Genomic DNA, 20,635 nt, shown 5'->3' on the forward strand with positions numbered 1-20,635 from the left:
GTGCTGTACGGGACCAGAGGTGAGGGGTTTTCAGACGCGGATGACCTGGGGGCCGAGCAGTGCGTAGCGGTGGGCCTCGGCCGAGGGGAGCAGCGTGCTGGTGACGATGGCCTCCAGGGCGCCGACCTCGGCGAAGCGGCAGAAGCTGGCCGCCCCGAACTTGGTGTGCGCGCCGACGAACACCGTGCGGCGGGCGGCCCGGACGGCCTGCGCCTTGACCTCGCTGACCGCGGGGTCGGGGGTGGTGAGACCGTGTTCGCGGGAGATGCCGTTGGCGCCGATGTACGCCAGGTCGATGACGAAGCCGGCCAGCATCTTCGTCGTCCAGTGGTCGACGGTGGCCAGGGTGCCCGAGCGGACCCGGCCGCCGAGCAGCAGGACGGAGGTGTCACCGGCCTCGGCCAGCGCGCCCGCGACCGGCAGGGACGCGGTGACCACGGTCAGCGGCCGGTCCCGGGGAAGCGCCTCGGCGATGAGCTGGGGGGTGAAGCCCTCGTCGACGAAGACCGTCTCCGCGTCGCCGAGCAGTTCGGCGGCCGCGGCCGCGATCCGGCGCTTCTCGGGCACGTGGCTGGTGGCACGGAAGGCGAGCGTGGTCTCGAACCCGGCGCTCTCCACCGGGTAGGCGCCGCCGTGGGTGCGGCGGACCAGCCCGTGGTCCTCCAGGGCGCGCAGGTCCCGTCGTACGGTCTCCTTGGCGACGCCCAGTTCGGCGGCGAGCGCGGTGACGTCGACCGAGCCGGTGGCGCGGGCGACCCGCACGATCTCGTGCCGGCGTTCTTCCGTCGTCCTTGTACCCGTGCTCATGCCGAACACCTGCCCTCACCGCCTCGTCGCCGTGTGGTTGCCCGTTCGGGCCCGTGTGGGCCTTGGGGGAAGTTCTACAGCGACCGCGCGGCACTGACCAGGCCTGTTGCGGACCCGATACTGCCCGGGTGGGCCCGTTTGCGGTGCCGGGTGCCCGTCGCGGACCTGGGGCGCAGCGCGGGGCGGGGTGAGAACGGGCAGTGCGGATGCCCGCATGCACAAGCGGACGGGCCCGTTCGGTGCCCGTCCGCTTCCTCGGTCCTTCTCGTGTGGTCGTCTTCCGGTCAGTGCGGCCAGATCGGGGGGTCGGTCACGAAGTGGCCGCCCAGGCGGGCGTGGGCCGGGTTGCCGGGGTCCAGTTCGCCCTGTTCTGCCACGAGTTTCGCGGCGTACGGCTCGGAGTCGTCCTGGGGCTCGTAGCCGAGGGCCCGGGCGGAGGTCAGGTCCCACCACAGGCGGGTGTTGGCGGAGGAGCCGTGGACGACGGTGTGGCCGACGTTCTCGGCGGTGAGCGCCGCGTGGAAGAGGCGGGCGCCGTCCGCGGGGCTCATCCACACCGAGAGCATGCGCACGCTGGTCGGCTCGGGGAAGCAGGAGCCGATGCGGACGGAGACGGTCTCGATGCCGTGCTTGTCCCAGTAGAGCTGTGCGAGGTCCTCGCCGAAGCACTTGGACAGGCCGTAGAAGGTGTCCGGGCGGCGCGGCGTGCCGATGGGGATGAGGGGGTCGTCGCCCTGCGGGCGCGGGGTGTAGCCGACGGCGTGGTTGGAGGAGGCGAAGACGACGCGGCCGACGCCCTCCTCGCGGGCGGCCTCGTACAGGTTGTACGTGCCCTCGATGTTCGCCTTGAGGATCTTGTCGAAAGAGGCTTCCAGGGAGATGCCCGCCAGGTGGATGATCGCGTCGACGCCCCGGACCGCCTCGCGCAGGGCGTCCCGGTCGGCGAGGTCGGCGACGATCGCGTCCGGCTCGCCCTCGACCGGGCGCAGGTCGAGCAGGCGCAGCTCGTAGCCGTGTTCGGGGAGCAGTTCCCGCATCAGGGTGCCGAGGCCGCCGGCGGCGCCGGTGAGCAGAACGGTGCGGGGTGCGGGCATCCTCGGGACTCCTAGGTCGGTCTGGGGAAGCGGCAGGCGTGCGCACGCGTGCCGGTGTGTGCCTCACGTTCAGATGTGTGGACACGCTAAGGAGTCGGTGGTCAGGCGTCAAGAGGGCGCCTGCTTGACGGTGTTCGCGGGGCGGCTTAGCGTGGTCGCGTTCAGAAATGTAGACGCAGGTCATAGATATGGAATGGGGAGCGCCCGTGACCTCAGCCCCTCTCGCCGCCCGGCTCACCGTGCCCAGCGGCCCGCTGTTCTTCCCCGTCACGGCGTACGGACCCGACGGCGGACTCGACCTGGACGTCTACCGCACCCATGTGCGCCGCGGGGTCGAGGCCGGGGCCGCCGCCGTGTTCGCCTGCTGCGGCACCGGCGAGTTCCACGCCCTGGCCCCCGAGGAGTTCGCGGCCTGCGTCCGCGTCGCCGTCGAGGAGAGCGCGGGCCGGGTGCCCGTCCTCGCGGGCGCGGGCTACGGCACCGCCCTCGCCGTGCGCTACGCCCGGCTGGCCGAGGAGGCGGGGGCCGACGGGCTGCTCGCCATGCCGCCCTATCTGGTGGTCGCCGGGCAGGAGGGACTGGTGCGGCACTACCGGGAGGTGGCCGCCGCGACCGCGCTGCCGGTGATCGTCTACCAGCGCGACAACGCCGTGTTCACCCCGTCCAGCGTCGTCGAACTGGCCCGCACGGACGGCGTCGTCGGCCTCAAGGACGGGCTCGGCGACCTCGACCTGATGCAGCGGATCGTCAGCGCGGTGCGCACGGAGCTGCCCGGCGAGGAGTTCCTGTACTTCAACGGACTCCCGACCGCCGAACAGACCCAGCTCGCCTACCGCGCGCTCGGCGTCCCCCTCTACTCCTCCGCCGTGTTCTGCTTCGCCCCCGAGATCGCCCTCGCCTTCCACCGCGCGCTGCGCGAGGGCGACGACACCACCGTGCACCGGCTGCTGGACGGCTTCTACCGGCCGTTCGTCGAACTGCGCGCCCGGGGCCGCGGATACGCCGTCTCGCTGGTCAAGGCAGGCGTCCGGCTGCGCGGCCTGGACGTGGGGGAGGTGCGGACGCCGTTGCAGGAGCCGGCCGAGGAGCACGTGAAGCAGCTCGCGCAGATCGTCGAGCGGGGCCAGGCGCTGCTCGATCCGGAGGGGGACCGGTGAAGGCGTCGGCGTTCGTCTACCCCTGGGACGTCAACGGCGACCCCAAAGCCCCGGCGCGCATCGCGGACCTCGGTGTGGCGCAGGTGACCCTCGCCGCCGCCTACCACTCCACCCGCGCCCTCACCCCCCGGCACCCGCGCCACCGCGTCGTCACCGCCGAGCACGCCGCCGTCCTCTACCCGCCGGACCCCGCCCGCTGGCAGAACCGCACGCTGCGGCCCCACGCGTCCGGCGACTGGGCGCCCGGCGACGCCCACGGCGAGGCCGCCGCCGCCCTCGCGGACGCGGGCCTCGACGTGCACACCTGGGTGGTCCTCGCCCACAACTCCCGCCTCGGCGCGGAGCACCCCGCCACCTCCGTCGTCAACGCCTACGGCGACCGCTACCCCTGGGCGCCGTGCATCGCGCAGCCCGCCACGCGCGCCTACCTCACCGACCTGGCGGCCGAGGCGGCGGTGCGGCCCGGAGCGCGCGGCACCGAGCTGGAGTCCCTCGGCTGGTACGGGCTCGCCCACCTGCACGCCCACGACAAGACCGGCGGGGTGGCGCTCGGGGACGCCGGGCAGTACCTGATGTCGCAGTGCTTCTGCCCCGACTGCCGCGCGGGATACGGCACCCAGGGCCTGGACGCCGACGAACTGGCCGCTGCCGTACGCACCGCGCTGGAGCCGGTGTGGCGGGGGACGGAGCCGTCGGACGGGGGCTGGGCGGGCGTCGAGAAGCTGCTCGGCGCGGCGGCGGCGAACGCCACGCGCGCCTGGCGGGACGACCGGGCCCGCACCCTCCAGGAGGCGGCGGTCTCGGCGGTCCGCGCCGCCGCGCCGGACGGCTTCCAGGTCCTGCTGCACGCCGACCCGGTCTCCTACCACTGCGGCGCCAACGCCGGTGTCGACCCGGCGCACGTCCTGTCCGTCGCGGACGGGGTGGTCGTGCCCTGCACGGGCGGGGCGGGCCTGCTGACACCCTTCGCCGAGCAGCGGCGCGCCGGGGCCGTGCTCGCCGCCAACCTCACGGTGGTCTCCGGCATGGGCGGCAAACCCGGCGCCCTCGCCGCCGACGCGGCCCGGGCCCGCGACCTGGGGGCCACCGAACTGCGGCTCTACCACGCGGGGTTGGCGTCGGACGCGGACCTGGAGGGGGTGCGGGCGGGGCTCGCGACCCTCGCGTAGGGTGCGGGGACGAGGGGGCCGGGCCGGTCGTCGGCACCGGCCCCGCAGGCCCTCGTCACGCTCTCGGGAGGGGATGCCCATGGAACTGGCCCAGGTCCGCCTTCTGGTCACCGACTTTCCCGGCTGCTACCGCTACTACCGGGACGTCCTCGGGCTGAAGCCGCAGTTCGAGGCGGAGGACGGCCCGTACGCGAAGTTCAGTCCCGACGGCGGCACCGCGGGCATCGCGCTGCAGGACCGCGCCCAGATGGCCCAGGTGCTGGACGGGCTCGCCGACGCGCCGGCCGGGCACCGGTCCCTCGTCGTCCTGCGGGTCGACGACCTGGACCGCTACTGCGAGGAGATCACCGCGAGGGGAGCCGAACTCGTCCACGGCCCGGCCCCCATGACGGACCGGATGCGGGTCGCCCACCTCAGCGATCCGGCGGGCAACCTCGTCGAACTCCAGGAGTGGACCGCCCTACGCGGGTGACGGCGTTCCCCGGCCGGCCGGCCGCCGCGCCGCCGCCAGTGCCGTCGCCGTGGCCAGCAGCACCGCCCCCACCACCGGCAGCAGCAGGCCCAGGCCGGTCAGCTCCACCAGGGCCGCGCCCGCGGCGAGGCCGAGCACGTTGGGGGCGAAGACCAGGGAGTTGGCCGTCGCGGTCACCCGGCCCAGCAGCGGCCCCGGCGTCTCGCGCTGCACGGCGGTCAGCGCGGCGATCAGCACCGCGGGCAGCCCCGCGCCGATCGCCGCACTGGAGACCAGGGCCACGGCGTCGTACGGCGCCGCCCGCACCGCCACCGCCACCGCGAACAGGGCGACCCCCGCGGCGGCGAAGCGCCGCCCGCCCAGGCGCCGCACGGCCGCTCCGGCGAGGAGCCCCACCAGCACCGACCCGGCGCCCTGGACGGCGTACAGCGCACCGGCGTACGCGGGGGAGTGCCCGAGGGCGTCGACGACGGCGTAGACCGTGGCGCCGTTGACGCCCGCGCACAGCATCGTGACACCGCCCGCGAGGACCAGCGGGCGCAGACCGGGGTGCCCCCACAGGTGCCGGGCGCCCTCGGCCGTGCGCCGCCGCCAGCTCGTCGTGGGGCGCCGCGGTGGCGCCTCCCGCACCCGCAGGGCGGCGTACACGCCGGCGGCCAGCACGAACGTCGCCGCGTCCAGCAGCGCCACGCTCGGTCCGCCCCAGGCCGCGTACAGGCCCGCCCCGGCCAGCGGTGCCACCAGCTTCATGCCCTCGTTGGCGGTCATGCGCAGGCCGTTGAAGTCGCCGAGCAGCCCCGGGTCGACGGCGGCGGCCACCAGCGCGGACTCGGCCGCGTCGTGGACGACGCCCGCCGCGCCGTACACGAGGAGCACCGCGAAGAGCAGCCACAGACCCTCCCGGGAGTCCACGGCGAACAGCGCGCACAGCAGGCAGGCCATCAGCAGGCTCGTGCCGATCAGCAGCGGTCTGCGGCGGACCCGGTCCGCGACGGTGCCCAGCACCGGGCCCACGAGCGTCGGGGCCCACACCGCGAGCATGCACAGCGCCGCGAGTCCGTCCGAGCCGGTGAGGTCCTTCACCCACACACCGGCCGCCAGCCACAGCGCCGAGGTGCCGAAACCGGACACCACCACGCCGGCGAGACACAGGCCCGCGTCGCGGTCGCGCAGCACCCGCAGGAGGGGCCGGCGGCCGTCCGGGCCCGCGGGATTCTTCGTTCGTGCGGTCGTCATACCCGGTCAGCGTGGGCCTAAGGCCCGGGTGCGGGCATCGGGCAGGTGCCCTAGTACCGGGCCCGGCGGCCGATGAGTTTCGCGGGTGCGATGAGTCCACCCTCCCGGAGAGCCGACCCGCACATCCCGAGGAGCAGCCGATGACCGCCGAACCCGCCCCCCTCGACCTGGGACCGCAGACCCGGATCCTCGCCCGGCTCGCCGACGGCGTGCACGAGGACCGGCTCGCGGACCCGACGCCCTGCCCCGGCCTGGCGGTGCGCCACCTCCTCGGCCACCTGACGGGTCTCGCCGTCGCCTTCCGCGACGCCGCGCGCAAGGACCTGGGGCCCACCACGGACACCAGCCCCGAGGCGTCCGTGCCGGACATCGGGCCCGGCTGGCGCGAGCGGCTCGCCGCGGCGCTCGGGGAACTCGCCGAGGCGTGGCGCGAGCCCGCGGCGTGGACCGGCACGACCCGGGCCGGCGGCATCGACCTGCCCGGCGAGGCGGCCGGTGCGGTGGTCGCCGACGAACTGGTGATCCACGGCTGGGACCTGGCCCGCGCCACCGGCCAGGAGTACGCGCCCGACCCGGCCGCGCTCCAGGCGGCGTACGGGCTGCTCTTCGCCGCCGCCCAGGAGTCCGACCGGGACCAGGGCATGTTCGGTCCCGTCGTCGCCGTGCCCGACGACGCGCCGCTGCTGGACCGGGCGGTGGGCCTGAGCGGACGCGACCCGGGCTGGTCCCGCACCGCCTGACGAACAGCCCGTATCCAACTTCCTCTGTCAGAAGCATTGACGCGGCCCCGCGCCCCTCTTACCTTCAACGCGTCGTACTCCGTACGTCATATATGAGACGCGATACGCGAGATCTGATGTCCGAGATCTGTCCGCGCATCCGACGCGAGATTCCGAGAGGCGCGCATGACCTCTGTGCCCACGCCGATCCCCTCCCGCACGCAGTACGTGCTGGAGGAGATCAAACGCCGCATCCTCACCGGCCGGCTCACCCCCGGCCAGGCCCTGGTCGAGACCGACCTCGCCGCACAGTTCGGGGTGTCCAAGACACCGGTGCGCGAGGCGCTCAAGACCCTGGCCGGTACCGGACTGGTCGTGATGAGCCAGTACAAGGGCGTCACGGTGCGCATGGTGGACGCGGACATGGCGCGCGAGGTCTACGACGTCCGGCTGCTGCTGGAGCCCGAGGCGCTCCGGCGCGCCGTGCGCCGCGGCGCCTCCCTGGACGCCGCCCGGGACGCGCTCACCCAGGCCGACCGGGCCACCGACACGGCCGAACGGTCGCTGGCCAACCGCGAGTTCCACCGCGCCCTGTACGTGCCGTGCGGCAACCCGCTGCTCGGCCGGATGCTCGACGAGGTCCGCGACCAGGCGGCCCTCGTCTCCGCGGTCGCCTGGGCCGCCGACCCCTCCTGGGAACGGGAGGCCGGCGAGCACCAGGAGATCCTGCGCCTCGCCCTCGCCGGTGACGCGGACGGCGCGGCCCGCGCCCTGCACGCGCACATCGCGTCCTTCGTCGAGCGGGCCTTCCCCGAAGCGGGGACCGCGGCCCAGGAAGAGGACGGTCAGGCATGACAGCGACGTTCGAGACCCAGCGGGCGGCCCTGGCCGACGTGGTGGCGATCCCGGTGACCCCGTTCGCCGAGGACGGCACCGTCGACCCCGCCACCTACCGGGCCCTGCTGCGTCGTCTCCTCGACGGTGGCATCACGACCCTCACCCCCAACGGCAACACCGGCGAGTTCTACGCCCTCGACCCGGCCGAGCGGCGCCTGGTCACCGAGCTGACGATCGAGGAGGCCGGGGAGCGCGCCCACATCCTGGTCGGCGTCGGCCACGACGTGCCCACCGCGGTCGCCTCCGCCCGGCACGCCCGCGAGCTGGGCGCCTCCATGGTGATGGTGCACCAGCCCGTCCACCCCTACGTCTCCCAGGGCGGCTGGGTCGACTACCACCGCGCCATCGCCGAGGCCGTGCCCGAACTGGGCGTCGTGCCCTACATCCGCAACGCCCAGCTCACCGGCGCCCGCCTCGCCGACCTCGCCGACGCCTGCCCCAACGTCATCGGCGTGAAGTACGCCGTGCCGGACGCCTCGAAGTTCGCCGCCTTCGCCCGCGACGCCGGTCTCGACCGCTTCGTCTGGGTCGCGGGGCTCGCCGAGCCGTACGCGCCCTCGTACTTCAGCGCGGGCGCCACCGGCTTCACCTCGGGACTGGTGAACGTCGCCCCGGCCGTCTCGCTGAACATGATCGAAGCGCTTCGATCCGGTGACTACCCGGGCGCCATGAAGGTCTGGGAGCAGATCCGCCGCTTCGAGGAACTGCGCGCCGCCAACGGCTCCGCCAACAACGTCACCGTGGTCAAGGAGGCCCTCGCCTCGCTGGGCCTGTGCCGCCGGGAGGTCCGCCCGCCGAGCAAGCCGCTGCCCGAGAGCGAGCGCGCCGAGGTCGCCGCCATCGCCGCGGGGTGGTCGATATGACCGCCAGGAAGTCCCCGGAAGAGCTGCGCAGCCACCAGTGGTACGGCACCGACGGACTGCGCTCCTTCAGCCACCGGGCCCGCACCCGCCAGCTCGGCTACCTGCCCGAGGAGCACCTCGGCAAGCCCGTCATCGCGATCCTCAACACCTGGTCCGACATCAACCCCTGCCACGTCCACCTGCGCGACCGCGCCCAGGCCGTCAAGCGGGGGGTGTGGCAGGCGGGCGGCTTCCCGCTGGAGTTCCCGGTCTCCACGCTCAGCGAGACCTTCCAGAAGCCGACCCCGATGCTCTACCGCAACCTCCTCGCCATGGAGACCGAGGAGCTGCTGCGCTCCTACCCGGTCGACGGCGCCGTGCTGATGGGCGGCTGCGACAAGTCCACACCCGCCCTGCTCATGGGCGCCGCCAGCGTCGACCTGCCCGCCGTCTTCGTGCCCGCCGGGCCCATGCTCCCCGGGCACTGGCGCGGCGAGACCCTCGGCTCCGGCACCGACATGTGGAAGTACTGGGACGACAAGCGGGCCGGGCTCATCGGCGACTGCGAGATGCAGGAACTGGAGAGCGGCCTGGCCCGCTCGCCCGGCCACTGCATGACCATGGGCACCGCCTCCACGCTGACCGCCGCCGCCGAGGCCCTCGGCGTCACCGTCCCGGGCGCCTCCAGCATCCCGGCCGTCGACTCCGGGCACGACCGGATGGCCGCCGCGGCCGGACTGCGCATCGTCGAACTGGTCCACCGGGACCGGAAACTGAGCGACATCCTCACCGCCGACGCCTTCGAGGACGCCGTCACCACCGTGCTCGGCCTCGGCGGCTCCACCAACGCCGTGATCCACCTGATCGCCATGGCGGGCCGGGCCGGAGTCACCCTCACCCTGGACGACTTCGACCGGATCGCCCGCACCGTCCCCGTCCTGGCCAACGTCCGCCCCGGCGGACGGACCTACCTGATGGAGGACTTCCACTTCGCCGGCGGCCTGCCCGGCTTCCTCTCCCGCATCCCCGACCTGCTCCACCTGGACCGGCCCACCGTCTGCCACGGCACCCTGCGCGAGCAGCTGGCCGGCGCCCTCGTCCACCACGACGACGTCATCAGGACCCGCGACAACCCCGTCGCGGCCGAGGGCGGGGTCGCCGTCCTGCGCGGCAACCTCTGCCCGGACGGCGCCGTCATCAAGCACATCGCCGCCGAGCCGCACCTGCTCAAGCACACCGGTCCCGCCGTCGTCTTCGACGACTACAGGACCATGCAGCGCACCATCAACGACCCGGACCTGGGCATCACCGCCGACAGCGTGCTGGTGCTGCGCAACGCCGGGCCCAAGGGCGGTCCGGGCATGCCCGAGTACGGCATGCTGCCCATCCCCGACCACCTGCTCAAGCAGGGCGTGCGGGACATGGTCCGGATCTCCGACGCCCGGATGAGCGGCACCAGTTACGGCGCCTGCGTGCTGCACGTGGCCCCCGAGTCGTACGTCGGCGGACCGCTCGCCCTCGTGCGCACCGGCGACTCCATCACCCTCGACGTCGAGGCGCGCTCCCTCCGGCTCGACGTGGACGACGAGGAGCTGGAGCGTCGCAGGGCCGCCTGGACACCACCGCCGGTCCGCTACGAGCGCGGATACGGCGCGCTCTACAACGAACAGATCACCCAGGCCGACACCGGCTGCGACTTCGAGTTCCTGGCCCGCCCGGGCAAGGTGCAGGACCCCTACGCCGGCTGAGCCCGCCGACGGCGGGGGACGGCACGCCGCTGCCCATCGAGAAAGCGCTTCCCACCAGCTCCGCGAACGCCCGCACGACCCAGACGTACTAGAACGGAGAACTGTCATGGCCCAAGCCGCAGCCGTGGCGAAACCGCCCGCGCCACCCCGGCGGCGCCGTGCCTCGGCCACGCCGCGCAGGCTCCCGTACCTGCTGATCGGACCGGCCGCCCTGCTGATGCTGGGCTTCATCGCCTACCCGGTGATCAGCGTCTTCTACTACAGCCTGCAGGAGTACAACCCCACCAAGCCGTGGCGGAACGGCTTCGCGGGCTTCGACAACTTCGTCAAGATCTTCACCGAGGACCCGGTGTTCTGGGACACCCTCGTCTTCAGCGCCAAGTGGGTCTTCGTCGAGGTCGGACTGCAGCTGCTGTTCGGTCTGGCACTGGCGCTCATCGTCAACCAGACCTTCGTGGGCCGGGGCATCGGGCGGGCCATGGTCTTCTCCCCGTGGGCCGTCTCCGGCGTGCTGACCTCCGCGATCTGGGTGCTGCTCTACAACTCCCAGACCGGCGTCACCCGCTACCTCGCCGACATGGGCATCGGCTCGTACGGCACCAGCTGGCTCTCCGACACCTCGACCGTGTTCTCCGCGGCGGTGGTCGCCGACCTCTGGCGGGGCGTGCCCTTCTTCGCGATCCTCATCCTCGCCGACCTCCAGTCCGTCTCCAAGGACCTGTACGAGGCCGCCGAGGTCGACGGCGCCAGCCGCCTCAAGCAGTTCTGGCACATCACGCTGCCGCACCTGAAGGACGCCATCATCCTGTCCACGCTGCTGCGCGCGGTGTGGGAGTTCAACAACGTCGACCTGCTCTACACCCTGACCGGCGGCGGACCCGCGGGCGAGACCACGACGCTGCCCCTGTACATCGCCAACACCAGCGTCGACGCCCACGACTTCGGCTACGCGTCGGCCCTCACCACGGTCGCGTTCGTGATCCTGCTCTTCTGCTCGATCGTCTACCTGCGGCTGAGCAAGTTCGGAGGCGAGAACAAGTGATCACCAAGGAGGCCGTCGCGGCCGCCCCCGCCCCCGCCCCGGCCGCCCCCGCGCCGACGCGGCCCGGCAAGAAGCGCCCGGCCTGGGACGAGGTGCCCCGCTGGCAGATCTACCTGCCGCTCGGGATCTACCTGGTCTTCACCCTGATCCCGTTCTACTGGATCCTGCTCTTCGCGGTGCGCCCGGCCGGCTCGACCTCGCTCGTGCCCTGGCCGATGACCACCGAGCACTTCGAGAAGGTGTGGACCGACCGCGGCTTCGGCACCTACTTCACCAACAGCGTGTACGTCGGGCTCGCGACCCTGGTGATGACCACGCTCGTCGCACTGGCCGGCGGCTACGCCCTCGCCCGGTTCGACTTCAAGATCAAGCGGGTCTTCATGCTGGCCCTGCTCTGCTCCCAGTTCGTGCCCGGCGCGCTGCTCCTGGTGCCGCTGTTCGAGATCTTCGCCGGGCTCCAAATGATCAACTCGCTGGGCAGCGTCATCATCGCCGAGACGGTCTTCCAGCTGCCGCTGTCGATCATCCTGATCAGCAACTTCATCAAGAACGTGCCGTACTCCCTGGAGGAGGCCGCCTGGGTCGACGGCTGCGGCCGGTTCCGGGCCTTTAGGATCGTCGTACTGCCGCTGCTGCGGCCGGGGCTGATCGCCGTGGGTTCCTTCGCCTTCGTGCACTCCTGGAACCACTTCCTGTTCGCCCTGATGTTCCTCAACAACCAGCACAAGCAGACCATCCCGGTCGGCCTCAACTCCCTGATGAGCGCGGACAGCGTCGACCTCGGCGCGCTCGCCGCGGGCGGCATCGTCGCCGCCGTCCCCGTCGTGATCGTCTTCGCCTTCATCCAGAAGTGGCTGATCACCGGCTTCAGCGCGGGGGCGGTGAAGGGATGAGTGCAGTCCCCGGGACGAGCCCGGTCCCCGTCGTCCTCGCCGGCGCCCGCGGCCACGGCCGCTGGCACGTCGCCAACCTCCGCCGTCTGGAGCGGGCGGGACTGGTCCGGCTGGCCGGCATCTGCGAGCTGACCCCGCTGACCGAGCAGGAGGCCGGGGGAGAACTGCCCGAGCAGTCCGCCGACTTCGGTGCCCTGCTCGACTCCACCGGCGCCCGGATCGCCGTGATCTGCACGCCGATCCCCACCCACACCGACCTCGCCCTGACCGCCGCCCGGCGGGGTGTGCACCTGCTCCTGGAGAAGCCCCCGGCCCCGTCGTACGACGAGTTCCGGCGGATGGCCGACGGGGTCGAGGAGGCCGGGGTCGCCTGCCAGATCGGGTTCCAGTCGCTGGGCTCGCACGCCGTGCCCGCCATCCGGGAGCTGGTCGCCGAGGGCGCCATCGGGGAGGTCGTGGGCATCGGCGCGGCCGGTGCGTGGGTGCGCGACGAGGCCTACTTCCGCCGGGCCGCCTGGTCTGGCAAGCGGCGGCTGAACGGCGCCGACGTGATCGACGGCGCGCTGACCAACCCGCTGGCGCACGCCGTCGCCACCGCCCTCGCGCTCGGCGGCACCGCCCGCGCCGAGGACGTCACCGGTATCGAGACCGAGCTGAGCCACGCCAACGACATCGAGGCCGACGACACCTCCTGCGTGCGGATCGGCACCGCGCGCGGGCACCGGGTCACCGTCGCCGCGACCCTGTGCGCGGAGCGGGCCGAGGAGCCGTACGTCCTGGTGCACGGCTCCAGCGGGCGCGTCACCTTCTGGTACAAGCAGGACCGGGTCCTGCTCCAGCGCGGCGGCCACGGCCCCGAGGAGTTCCAGCACGGCCGCACCGACCTGCTGGAGAACCTGGTCGACCACCTCACCACCGGGACCCCGCTGCTGGTCCCGCCGGCGGAGACCGGCGCCTTCATGCGGGTCGTCGAGGCGATCCGCCGGGCCCCCGACCCGGAACCGCTGCCCGCCGCCGCCTGGCACCGGGTCCCCGGCGAGGGGCGCCGGGTGGTCCCCGGCATCGACGCCCTCGTGGCCGCCGCCGCCGACACCCTCTGCCTCTACTCCGAACTGGGCGCGCCCTGGGCGCCGCGCACCGAGCACCCGCGACACGAGGTGAGCACCCGATGACCGGCATCGACTCCCCGGTACTGCGCGTGGCGGGCCGCCCCGTCGCCCGGTACGTCACCCGGCCCGAGCTGCCCCGCCGGCTCTCGCCGCGCCCGTACCTGCACCCCGTCACCACCCTGGCCGGCACGGCCGTGACCGAGTTCAGCCCCGCCGACCACCTCCACCACCTCGGCGTCGGTGTCGCCGTTCCCGACGTCGAGGGGCACAACTTCTGGGGCGGGCGCACCTTCGTCCGGGGCCGGGGGCCGACCGAGCTGGACAACCACGGCACCCAGCGGCACACCTCCTTCCAGCTCCGCGACCCCGACGGCTTCGTCGAGGAGCTGCGCTGGGTCGCCGCCGGTACCGAGCTGCTGCGCGAGCGCCGCACGGTCGCGGCCACCGAACTCACCGCCACCGCCTGGGCACTGGACTTCACCTTCTCGCTCACCAACGTCACCCCCAACCCGCTCACCATCGGCAGCCCCGCCACCAACGGGCGCCCCGGCGCGGCCTACGGCGGCTTCTTCTGGCGCGCCCGCAAGGAGAGCGCGGCGCCCAGGGTCTTCACCGCGGACCGGGACGGCGAGCGGGCGGTGCATGGCAGCGGCGCCGACTGGCTCGCCATGACCGGGGAGACCTGGTCGCTGGTGTTCGCCGGTGCCACCGCACCCACCCGGCGCGACCCGTGGTTCGTGCGCACCGAGGAGTACCCGGGCGTCGGGTCCTCCCTGGCCCACGACGACCGGGTGGCCGTCGCCCCGCGCGACACCCTGGTCCGCCGGATCGTCACCGTCGTCGCCGACGGCCGCCTCGACGCGGACGGTGCCGCCGCCCTGGTACGCAAGGCGGTGAGCCCGTGACCGCCGCCGAGACTGTCCCCGGCACCCCGGGGACGTACACCAACCCCGTCCTGAACGCCGACTGGTCCGACCCGGACGTCGTCCGCGTCGGTGACGACTTCTACCTCACCGCGTCCAGCTTCGGCCGCGTCCCCGGACTGCCGCTGCTGCACTCCCGGAACCTGGTCGACTGGACCCTGGTCGGGCACGCCCTGGAGCGCCTGGAGCCCGAGCGGGAGTTCGCGAAGCCCCGCCACGACTGCGGCGTCTGGGCACCGTCCCTGCGCCACCACGCGGGCCGCTTCTGGATCTTCTGGGGCGACCCGGACCAGGGCCTCTTCCAGGTCAACGCCCCCGACATCCGGGGCCCGTGGACCGCGCCCCACCTGGTCAAGGCGGGCAAGGGTCTGATCGACCCCTGCCCCCTGTGGGACGAGGAGAGCGGCGAGGCGTACCTCGTGCACGCCTGGGCCCGTTCCCGCTCCGGGATCAAGAACCGCCTCACCGGCCACCGCATGCGCCCCGACGGCACCGGGCTCCTCGACGACGGCAAGGTGATTGTCGACGCCGACCGGCTCCCCGGCTGGTTCACCCTGGAGGGCCCCAAGCTCTACCGGCACGACGGCTGGTACTGGATCCTCGCCCCGGCCGGCTCGGTGGAGACCGGCTGGCAGGGCGCCTTCCGCTCCCGCGACTTCTTCGGGCCGTACGAGGAGAAGGCCGTCCTGGAGCAGAAGGACACCGGCGTCAACGGCCCCCACCAGGGCGGCTGGGTGCGCACCGGCTCCGGCGAGGACTGGTTCCTGCACTTCCAGCAGCGCGGCGCGTACGGGCGGGTGGTCCACCTCCAGCCGATGCGGTGGGACCCGGACGGCTGGCCGGTCCTCGGCGACGACGGCGCCCCGGTCACCGAGCACCCGCGTCCCGCGCTGCCTCCGCAGCCGCCCGCCGCGCCCGCCACCGACGACGACTTCCCCGGCGGACGGTTCGGCCGCCAGTGGTCGTGGACGGCCAACCCCCGCGAGGGCTGGGCCACCCGGCACGCCGGGGACGGGCTGCGCCTCGCCTGCGTGCGCACGGCCGACGCGCACGACCTGCGGCTGCTGCCGAGCGTCCTCACCCAGCGCTTCCCCGGCGAGCCCGCGGTGATCGAGGTCGAGCTGCGCCTGGACGGCGCGGAGCCCGGGGCGCGGGCCGGGCTCGCGGTGCTCGGCGACGCCTACCGCTGGATCGGGCTCCAGCGGGACGCCGACGGGCGCGTGCACCTGGTGCACCGGTTCGCCGAGTCGGTGGCCGAGGCCGAGCGGGACGCCGACCGGCCCCGCCCCGCACCCGGGGGACGGGCCCGGCTGCGGATCGAGACGGTCCCCGGGGCGCGCTGCCGCTTCTCCTACGACCTCGGCGGCGCCGGCCTCGACGACGGTCCGCATCCCGTCGGCCGGGAGTTCGCCGCCACGCCCTGGCGCTGGGTCGGCGCACTGCTCGGCCTGTTCGCCCTCGCACCCGCCGGACCGGGACCGGCCGGCACCGCCACCTTCACGCGGTTCCGCGTCGGGCCCCACCGCACCCACTGACCCCCACGTTGTCGTTCCACCGCTTTGTCGGATCCAGCAGACCCAGCAGACCCGGAAGAAGAGAGCCGACCAATGAGGATCAGCATGCTCAGCAGCAGAGACAAAGGCACAGTCAGGCGCCGCACGTCCGCCGCCGTCGCCCTGGGGGCCGTGCTCGCGCTGACCGCCACCGCCTGCGGTGACGACGGCAGCGGGGCCGGCGGCGACAAGGGGGCCGAGGGCAGCGGCACGGGGAAGATCGTCTTCTGGGACAACAACGGCGGCATCCGCACGGCCGTCTGGAAGGAGATCATCGCCGACTTCGAGAAGGCGAACCCGGACATCGACGTGGAGTACGTCGGGATCGCCGCCACCGAGTACCAGTCCAAGGTCGACACCGCCATCCAGGGCGGCGGCCTGCCGGACGTCGGCGGCGTGACGGCGTCGATGCTCGCGGGCTTCTCCGCCCAGGGCGCTCTGGAGCCGCTGGACGAGCGGCTCACCAAGTCCCCGCTGAGCGGCAAGCTCAACAAGGACATGGTCGAGTCCCTCAAGGCGGCCGGCGGCGGCGACGGCACCCTCTACTCGATGCCGACCTCCGCGAACAACGGCGTCCTCTACTACCGCACCGACCTGTTCGAGAAGGCCGGGCTCGACGCGCCGACGACCTGGGACAAGTTCTACGAGGCCGCCGAGAAGCTGACCGACGCCGGCAAGAACGAGTTCGGCTACACCATCCGCGGCGGCTCCGGATCCATCGCCCAGGCGTTCGACGCGATGTACGGGCAGTCCGGCATCACCTCGTTCTGGGACGCCGACAAGAAGAAGACGACCGTCAACGACCCGAAGAACGTCGAGGCGCTGGAGAAGTACGCGGCCCTCTACAAGAAGGTCACGCCGGCCGCCGACGTCAACAACGACTTCGCCAAGATGGTCGCCCAGTGGGACACCGGCACCATCGGCATGGTCAACCACAACCTGGGCTCCTACCAGGACCACGTGAAGGCGCTCGGCGTCGAGAAGTTCCGCGGCATCCCGCAGCCGGTCGGCGCCTCCGGCAAGCGGGTCCAGGTCTCCAACCCGGTCGACGGGCTCGGCATGTTCAAGAGCTCGAAGAACAAGGAGGCCGCCTGGAAGTTCATCGAGTTCGCCACGTCGAAGGAGCAGAACTCGAAGTTCAACGAGTCGGCCGGGCAGGTGCCGTCCAACACCGAGGCCGCGAACGACGCGTGGATCCAGCAGGCGGAGCCGACGAAGCTGGCGGCGCAGGCGCTGAACGACGGGTCGACGACCATCGTCCAGCTGCCGTACTACCTGCCGGACTGGAACACGCTGTCCAAGTCGGAGAGCGAGCCGGGGTTCCAGAAGGTGCTGCTGGGTGACATGAGTGCGAAGGACTTCCTGGACGGGTTGGCCGAGAAGCTGAATGAGGCGCAGGCCGAGTGGACGGAGCAGATGGGTTAGCCGGCGGGTTCGGTTCCGGGTTTCGCCGTGGGCGGTCCGTGGTTCGTCGCGGGCTGCGGGCCGCCTGTGGCTTGTCGCGCAGTTCCCCGCGCCCCCAAGGGGGCTGTCCCACCCTTCGTTGAAAGGTACCCCGCGTGTCACTCAGCCGAAGACAGGTCGCCGCTGCCGCCGTCTCCTCCATTCCCCTGGCGTTCGCCGCCACCGGTACCGCCCGAGCCGGCGGACGCCACCGCCCCCGCACCCTCTACATCGCCGGTGACTCCACCGCCGCGCAGAAGTACTCCGACGCCGCGCCCGAGACCGGGTGGGGCATGGCCCTGCCGTTCTTCCTCCGCAAGGAGCTGGACGTCGCCAACCACGCCGTGAACGGGCGGAGTTCCAAGAGCTTCGTCGACGAAGGGCGGCTGGACGCCGTCCTCGGCGCGGTCCGGCCCGGCGATCTCCTGCTGATCCAGTTCGCGCACAACGACGAGAAGGCCGAGGACCCCACCCGCTACACCGAGCCCTGGACCACGTACCAGGACTACCTGCGGAGGTACGTCGACGGCGCGCGGGCCCGCGGGGCGCGGCCGGTGCTGGCCACGCCCGTGGAGCGGCGCCGGTTCGACGCGGCGGGCAACGCCGTGCCGAGCCACGGCGAGTACCCGGCGGCGATGCGGGCCCTCGCGCGGCGGGAGGGTGTGACGCTGCTCGACGTGCAGGCGCTGTCGCTCGCGTTGTGGCAGCGGCTCGGTGCCGAAGCGACCAAGGCGTACTTCAACTGGACCGCCACCGAGCAGGACAACACCCACTTCAATCCGCCGGGCGCGATCGCGGTCGCCCGGCTCGTCGCCCGGGAGCTGCTGCGCGGGCGTGTACTGGCGCACCGGGACGTGCGCCGGCTGGACGAGGAGATCCCCGAGTCCTGGATCAGCTGGCCCGCACCGGCCACCGCGTGACACCGACGACCGTCGACCCACACCCAGAGCAAGGGAGAGCCGCAGCATGAACACCCGTGGATGGCATGGGCATGCCATTGAGAGAAGCGCCGCACTCGTCGGCTGCACCGCCCTCGTACTGAGCCTGACCGCCGCCACCGCCGAGGCCCGCCCCGGCCACCACCACCCCCGGGACACCGCCCGGCAGACGCTGCCCGCGAACGACGGCTGGGCCTCCCACGGCTCCGGCACCACCGGCGGGGCCGCCGCCGACGCGGAGCACGTGTACACCGTCTCCACCTGGGCCGAGTTCAAGGCCGCCCTCGCCGTCGAGGGCACCGCCCCGCGGATCATCAAGGTCAAGGGCACCGTCGACGCCGTGTCGGAGGGCTGCGAGGCCTTCGCGGCGCCCGGCTACGACTTCGACGCCTACCTGGAGAAGTACTCCCCCGAGAACTGGGGCATGGAGACCGACCTGAGCGCCGAGCCCGACGACAGCCCCGAGGGCCTGCGCCGCGCCTCCGCCGCCCAGCAGGACCGGTCCATCAAGGCGAACGTCCCCGTCAACACCACCATCGTCGGCGTCGGCCGGGGCGCCGCGCTCAAGGGGGCCAGCCTCCAGATCAAGGACGTGGACAACGTCATCGTCCGCAACCTGACCTTCGAGAGCCCCGTCGACTGCTTCCCCCAGTGGGACCCCACGGACGGGGACAGCGGCAACTGGAACTCCGAGTACGACAGCGCCGTGGTGTACGGCTCCACGCACGTGTGGCTGGACCACAACACCTTCACCGACGGCGAGCACCCCGACAGCGCGGCGCCCACCTACTTCGGCATGCTCTACCAGCAGCACGACGGCCAGCTGGACATCGTCAAGGGCGCCGACTACGTCACCGCGTCCTGGAACGTCTTCACCGAGCACGACAAGACGATCCTGATCGGCAACAGCGACAGCGAGTCCACCGCCGCCGTGGACCGCGGCCACCTCAGGGCGACGTTCCACCACAACCTGTTCAAGAACCTCGTCGAGCGCGCGCCCCGCGTCCGCTTCGGCCAGGTCGACGTCTACAACAACCACTTCGTGGCCTCGGACGACTACGCCTACAGCTTCGGCGTCGGCAAGGAGTCCGCCATCGTCGCCGAGCACAACGCCTTCACCCTGCCGGCCGGGGTCAGTCCCGCGCAGGTGCTCAAGCGCTGGAACGACTCGCCGCTGAGCGCCGCCCACAACCGCGTCAACGGCCGCACCGTCGACCTGATCGCCGCCCACAACGCCGAGAACCCGGACGCCACCCTCCGCTCCGGCGCGGGCTGGACGCCCACGCTGCGCACCAAGGTCCTGCCGTCCCGGGCGGTCCCCTCCGCCGTCGACCACGGGGCCGGCGCCGGCCGGCTGCGCTGAACCCGTCCCACGAACCGGGCCGGGGCGCCCGCACCGCCCCGGCCCACCCCTACCCCTCACCTCCTCGTCCGCCGTGAAGGAGCACCCGCATGCCCCGACCCGCCCCCTCCCGCCGAGGCTTCCTCCTGACGACCGCCGGCGCCGGCGCCGCCCTCGGCCTCGGCCTGGCGGCAGCCGGCCCCGCCGTCGCAGACAGCCGCCCGCGCCCCTTCGGCCGGTACGGCTCACCCGCCGCCCGCCGCGGCCCGAAGACCCTGTACGTCGACCCGCAGGGCCGCGGCGACTTCACCGCCGTCCAGGCCGCCGTCGACGCCGCCGCAGGCGACGGCTGGACGCTCGTCCTCGCCCCCGGCACCTACCGCGAGACGGTCTCCGTCGACGCCGACCGCACCGGGGCCACCTGGATCGGCGCCTCCGGCGACCCGCGCGACGTCGTCATCGTCTACGACAACGCCGCCGGCACCCCCAAGCCGGACGGCTCCGGCACCTACGGCACCAGCGGCTCGGCCACCACCACCGTGCGCGCCGACGGCTTCACCGCCCGCGCGATCACCTTCGCCAACGACTGGCTGCGCGCCGACCGGCCCGACTGGACCGGCACCCAGGCGGTCGCGATCAAGGTCATGGGCGACCGGTCCGCCTTCCACGACTGCCGCTTCCTCGGCCACCAGGACACCCTGTACGCCGACACCCGCGACCTCGGCCTCTTCGCCCGCCAGTACTACGAGCGCTGCTATGTCGAGGGCGACGTCGACTTCGTCTTCGGCCGGGCGACCGCGGTGTACGAGCAGTGCCACTTCCGCACCCTGGTCCGGCCCGACCTCGACGCCGCCCCCTACGGCTTCGTCTTCGCGCCGTCCACCGCGGGCGCCAACCCGCGCGGCTACCTGGTGGTCCGCGGCCGGGTCAGCAGCGAGGCCCCCGACGGCTACTACAAGCTGGCCCGCCCCTGGGTGCCCAGCTCCGACACCACCGCCCGCCCGATGCTCACCGTGCGCGAGACCCACCTCGGCGCGGGCATCGACGCGGTGGCGCCGTACGCGAACATGCGGGACGCGTACCCCTGGCAGGAGCAGCGGTTCCGCGAGTACCGCAACACCGGGCCCGGCGCCGCGACCACCGTCCCCGAGAACCGGCCCCAGCTCAGCCGCGCCGAGGCCGCCGCGCACACCCGGGAGGCGTACCTGGGCGACTGGCGGCCGTACGACCGGCGGCGCTGACCTGTCGGCC

19 protein-coding genes are annotated in these 20,635 nt (G+C 73.0%); 16 read left to right on the forward strand and 3 right to left on the reverse strand.

What is annotated here, in order from left to right; all coding sequences use genetic code 11:
• Window positions 1-30 precede the first annotated feature (30 nt).
• Both K7854_RS27435 and K7854_RS27440 read right to left on the reverse strand, forming a co-directional pair.
• The gene (locus tag K7854_RS27435; RefSeq protein WP_226029229.1) at window positions 31-807 is read right to left on the reverse strand and encodes a DeoR/GlpR family DNA-binding transcription regulator; all 777 of its coding nucleotides are present in this window, start codon (window positions 805-807) and stop codon (window positions 31-33) included.
• A 284-nt stretch (window positions 808-1,091) separates the two neighbouring features.
• Complete coding sequence (locus tag K7854_RS27440; RefSeq protein ID WP_226029230.1) at window positions 1,092-1,901, reverse strand: NAD-dependent epimerase/dehydratase family protein; 810 nt, start codon at window positions 1,899-1,901, stop codon at window positions 1,092-1,094.
• A gap of 206 nt (window positions 1,902-2,107) precedes the next feature.
• On the opposite strand from K7854_RS27440, the gene K7854_RS27445 reads away from it, so the two are divergent.
• From K7854_RS27445 to K7854_RS27455, 3 genes are all read left to right on the forward strand, one after another.
• The gene (locus tag K7854_RS27445) at window positions 2,108-3,058 is read left to right on the forward strand and encodes a 5-dehydro-4-deoxyglucarate dehydratase (RefSeq protein WP_226029231.1); all 951 of its coding nucleotides are present in this window, start codon (window positions 2,108-2,110) and stop codon (window positions 3,056-3,058) included.
• Window positions 3,055-4,227 (forward strand): hypothetical protein, encoded by a 1,173-nt coding sequence (locus K7854_RS27450; protein ID WP_226029232.1) that lies wholly within the window; start codon window positions 3,055-3,057, stop codon window positions 4,225-4,227. The genes K7854_RS27445 and K7854_RS27450 overlap by 4 nt, the downstream gene beginning before the upstream one ends.
• Before the next feature lie 79 nt (window positions 4,228-4,306).
• The gene (locus tag K7854_RS27455) at window positions 4,307-4,699 is read left to right on the forward strand and encodes a VOC family protein (RefSeq protein ID WP_226029233.1); all 393 of its coding nucleotides are present in this window, start codon (window positions 4,307-4,309) and stop codon (window positions 4,697-4,699) included.
• On the opposite strand, the gene K7854_RS27460 is transcribed toward K7854_RS27455, so the two are convergent.
• Window positions 4,688-5,935, reverse strand: a complete 1,248-nt coding sequence (locus K7854_RS27460; RefSeq protein WP_226029234.1) for an MFS transporter — start codon at window positions 5,933-5,935, stop codon at window positions 4,688-4,690. The genes K7854_RS27455 and K7854_RS27460 overlap by 12 nt on opposite strands.
• Before the next feature lie 140 nt (window positions 5,936-6,075).
• Between K7854_RS27460 and K7854_RS27465 the strand changes: the two genes are divergently transcribed.
• The 13 genes from K7854_RS27465 to K7854_RS27525 all read left to right on the forward strand — a co-directional run bounded on the left by K7854_RS27465 (window position 6,076) and on the right by K7854_RS27525 (window position 20,625).
• Entirely contained in the window at window positions 6,076-6,675 is a 600-nt protein-coding gene (locus K7854_RS27465; protein ID WP_226029235.1) for a TIGR03086 family metal-binding protein, read from the forward strand.
• Between the two features lie 165 nt (window positions 6,676-6,840).
• Window positions 6,841-7,509 carry a GntR family transcriptional regulator gene (locus tag K7854_RS27470; RefSeq protein ID WP_127893774.1) on the forward strand — a complete coding sequence of 223 codons (669 nt, stop codon included), beginning with the start codon at window positions 6,841-6,843 and terminating at the stop codon, window positions 7,507-7,509.
• Window positions 7,506-8,414 (forward strand): dihydrodipicolinate synthase family protein, encoded by a 909-nt coding sequence (locus K7854_RS27475; RefSeq protein ID WP_226029236.1) that lies wholly within the window; start codon window positions 7,506-7,508, stop codon window positions 8,412-8,414. Before K7854_RS27470 ends, K7854_RS27475 begins: the two co-directional genes overlap by 4 nt.
• A complete protein-coding gene (gene araD / locus K7854_RS27480; RefSeq protein WP_226029237.1) occupies window positions 8,411-10,141 on the forward strand; it encodes an L-arabinonate dehydratase in 1,731 nt (576 codons plus the stop codon). Before K7854_RS27475 ends, araD begins: the two co-directional genes overlap by 4 nt.
• A 106-nt stretch (window positions 10,142-10,247) precedes the next feature.
• On the forward strand, window positions 10,248-11,183 hold the full coding sequence (locus K7854_RS27485; RefSeq protein WP_109031995.1) for a carbohydrate ABC transporter permease: 936 nt from the start codon (window positions 10,248-10,250) through the stop codon (window positions 11,181-11,183).
• Entirely contained in the window at window positions 11,180-12,076 is an 897-nt protein-coding gene (locus K7854_RS27490; protein WP_159326508.1) for a carbohydrate ABC transporter permease, read from the forward strand. The genes K7854_RS27485 and K7854_RS27490 overlap by 4 nt, the downstream gene beginning before the upstream one ends.
• Window positions 12,073-13,248, forward strand: a complete 1,176-nt coding sequence (locus K7854_RS27495) for a Gfo/Idh/MocA family protein (RefSeq protein ID WP_226029238.1) — start codon at window positions 12,073-12,075, stop codon at window positions 13,246-13,248. The genes K7854_RS27490 and K7854_RS27495 overlap by 4 nt, the downstream gene beginning before the upstream one ends.
• A complete protein-coding gene (locus tag K7854_RS27500; protein WP_226029239.1) occupies window positions 13,245-14,090 on the forward strand; it encodes a DUF6807 domain-containing protein in 846 nt (281 codons plus the stop codon). The genes K7854_RS27495 and K7854_RS27500 overlap by 4 nt, the downstream gene beginning before the upstream one ends.
• On the forward strand, window positions 14,087-15,643 hold the full coding sequence (locus tag K7854_RS27505) for a glycoside hydrolase family 43 protein (RefSeq protein ID WP_226029240.1): 1,557 nt from the start codon (window positions 14,087-14,089) through the stop codon (window positions 15,641-15,643). The genes K7854_RS27500 and K7854_RS27505 overlap by 4 nt, the downstream gene beginning before the upstream one ends.
• A gap of 72 nt (window positions 15,644-15,715) precedes the next feature.
• Window positions 15,716-17,086 carry an ABC transporter substrate-binding protein gene (locus tag K7854_RS27510; protein WP_226029241.1) on the forward strand — a complete coding sequence of 457 codons (1,371 nt, stop codon included), beginning with the start codon at window positions 15,716-15,718 and terminating at the stop codon, window positions 17,084-17,086.
• Window positions 17,087-17,220: 134 nt separating this feature from the next.
• Window positions 17,221-18,024 carry a rhamnogalacturonan acetylesterase gene (locus K7854_RS27515; protein ID WP_226029242.1) on the forward strand — a complete coding sequence of 268 codons (804 nt, stop codon included), beginning with the start codon at window positions 17,221-17,223 and terminating at the stop codon, window positions 18,022-18,024.
• Between the two features lie 46 nt (window positions 18,025-18,070).
• Window positions 18,071-19,405, forward strand: coding sequence for a pectate lyase family protein (locus K7854_RS27520; RefSeq protein ID WP_226029243.1), 1,335 nt, complete (start codon window positions 18,071-18,073; stop codon window positions 19,403-19,405).
• An 89-nt stretch (window positions 19,406-19,494) separates the two neighbouring features.
• Window positions 19,495-20,625 (forward strand): pectinesterase family protein, encoded by a 1,131-nt coding sequence (locus tag K7854_RS27525; RefSeq protein ID WP_226029244.1) that lies wholly within the window; start codon window positions 19,495-19,497, stop codon window positions 20,623-20,625.
• The last annotated feature ends 10 nt before the right edge of the window (window positions 20,626-20,635 follow it).

Source organism: Streptomyces hyderabadensis, from assembly GCF_020404845.1.
GTDB lineage: Bacteria > Actinomycetota > Actinomycetes > Streptomycetales > Streptomycetaceae > Streptomyces > Streptomyces hyderabadensis.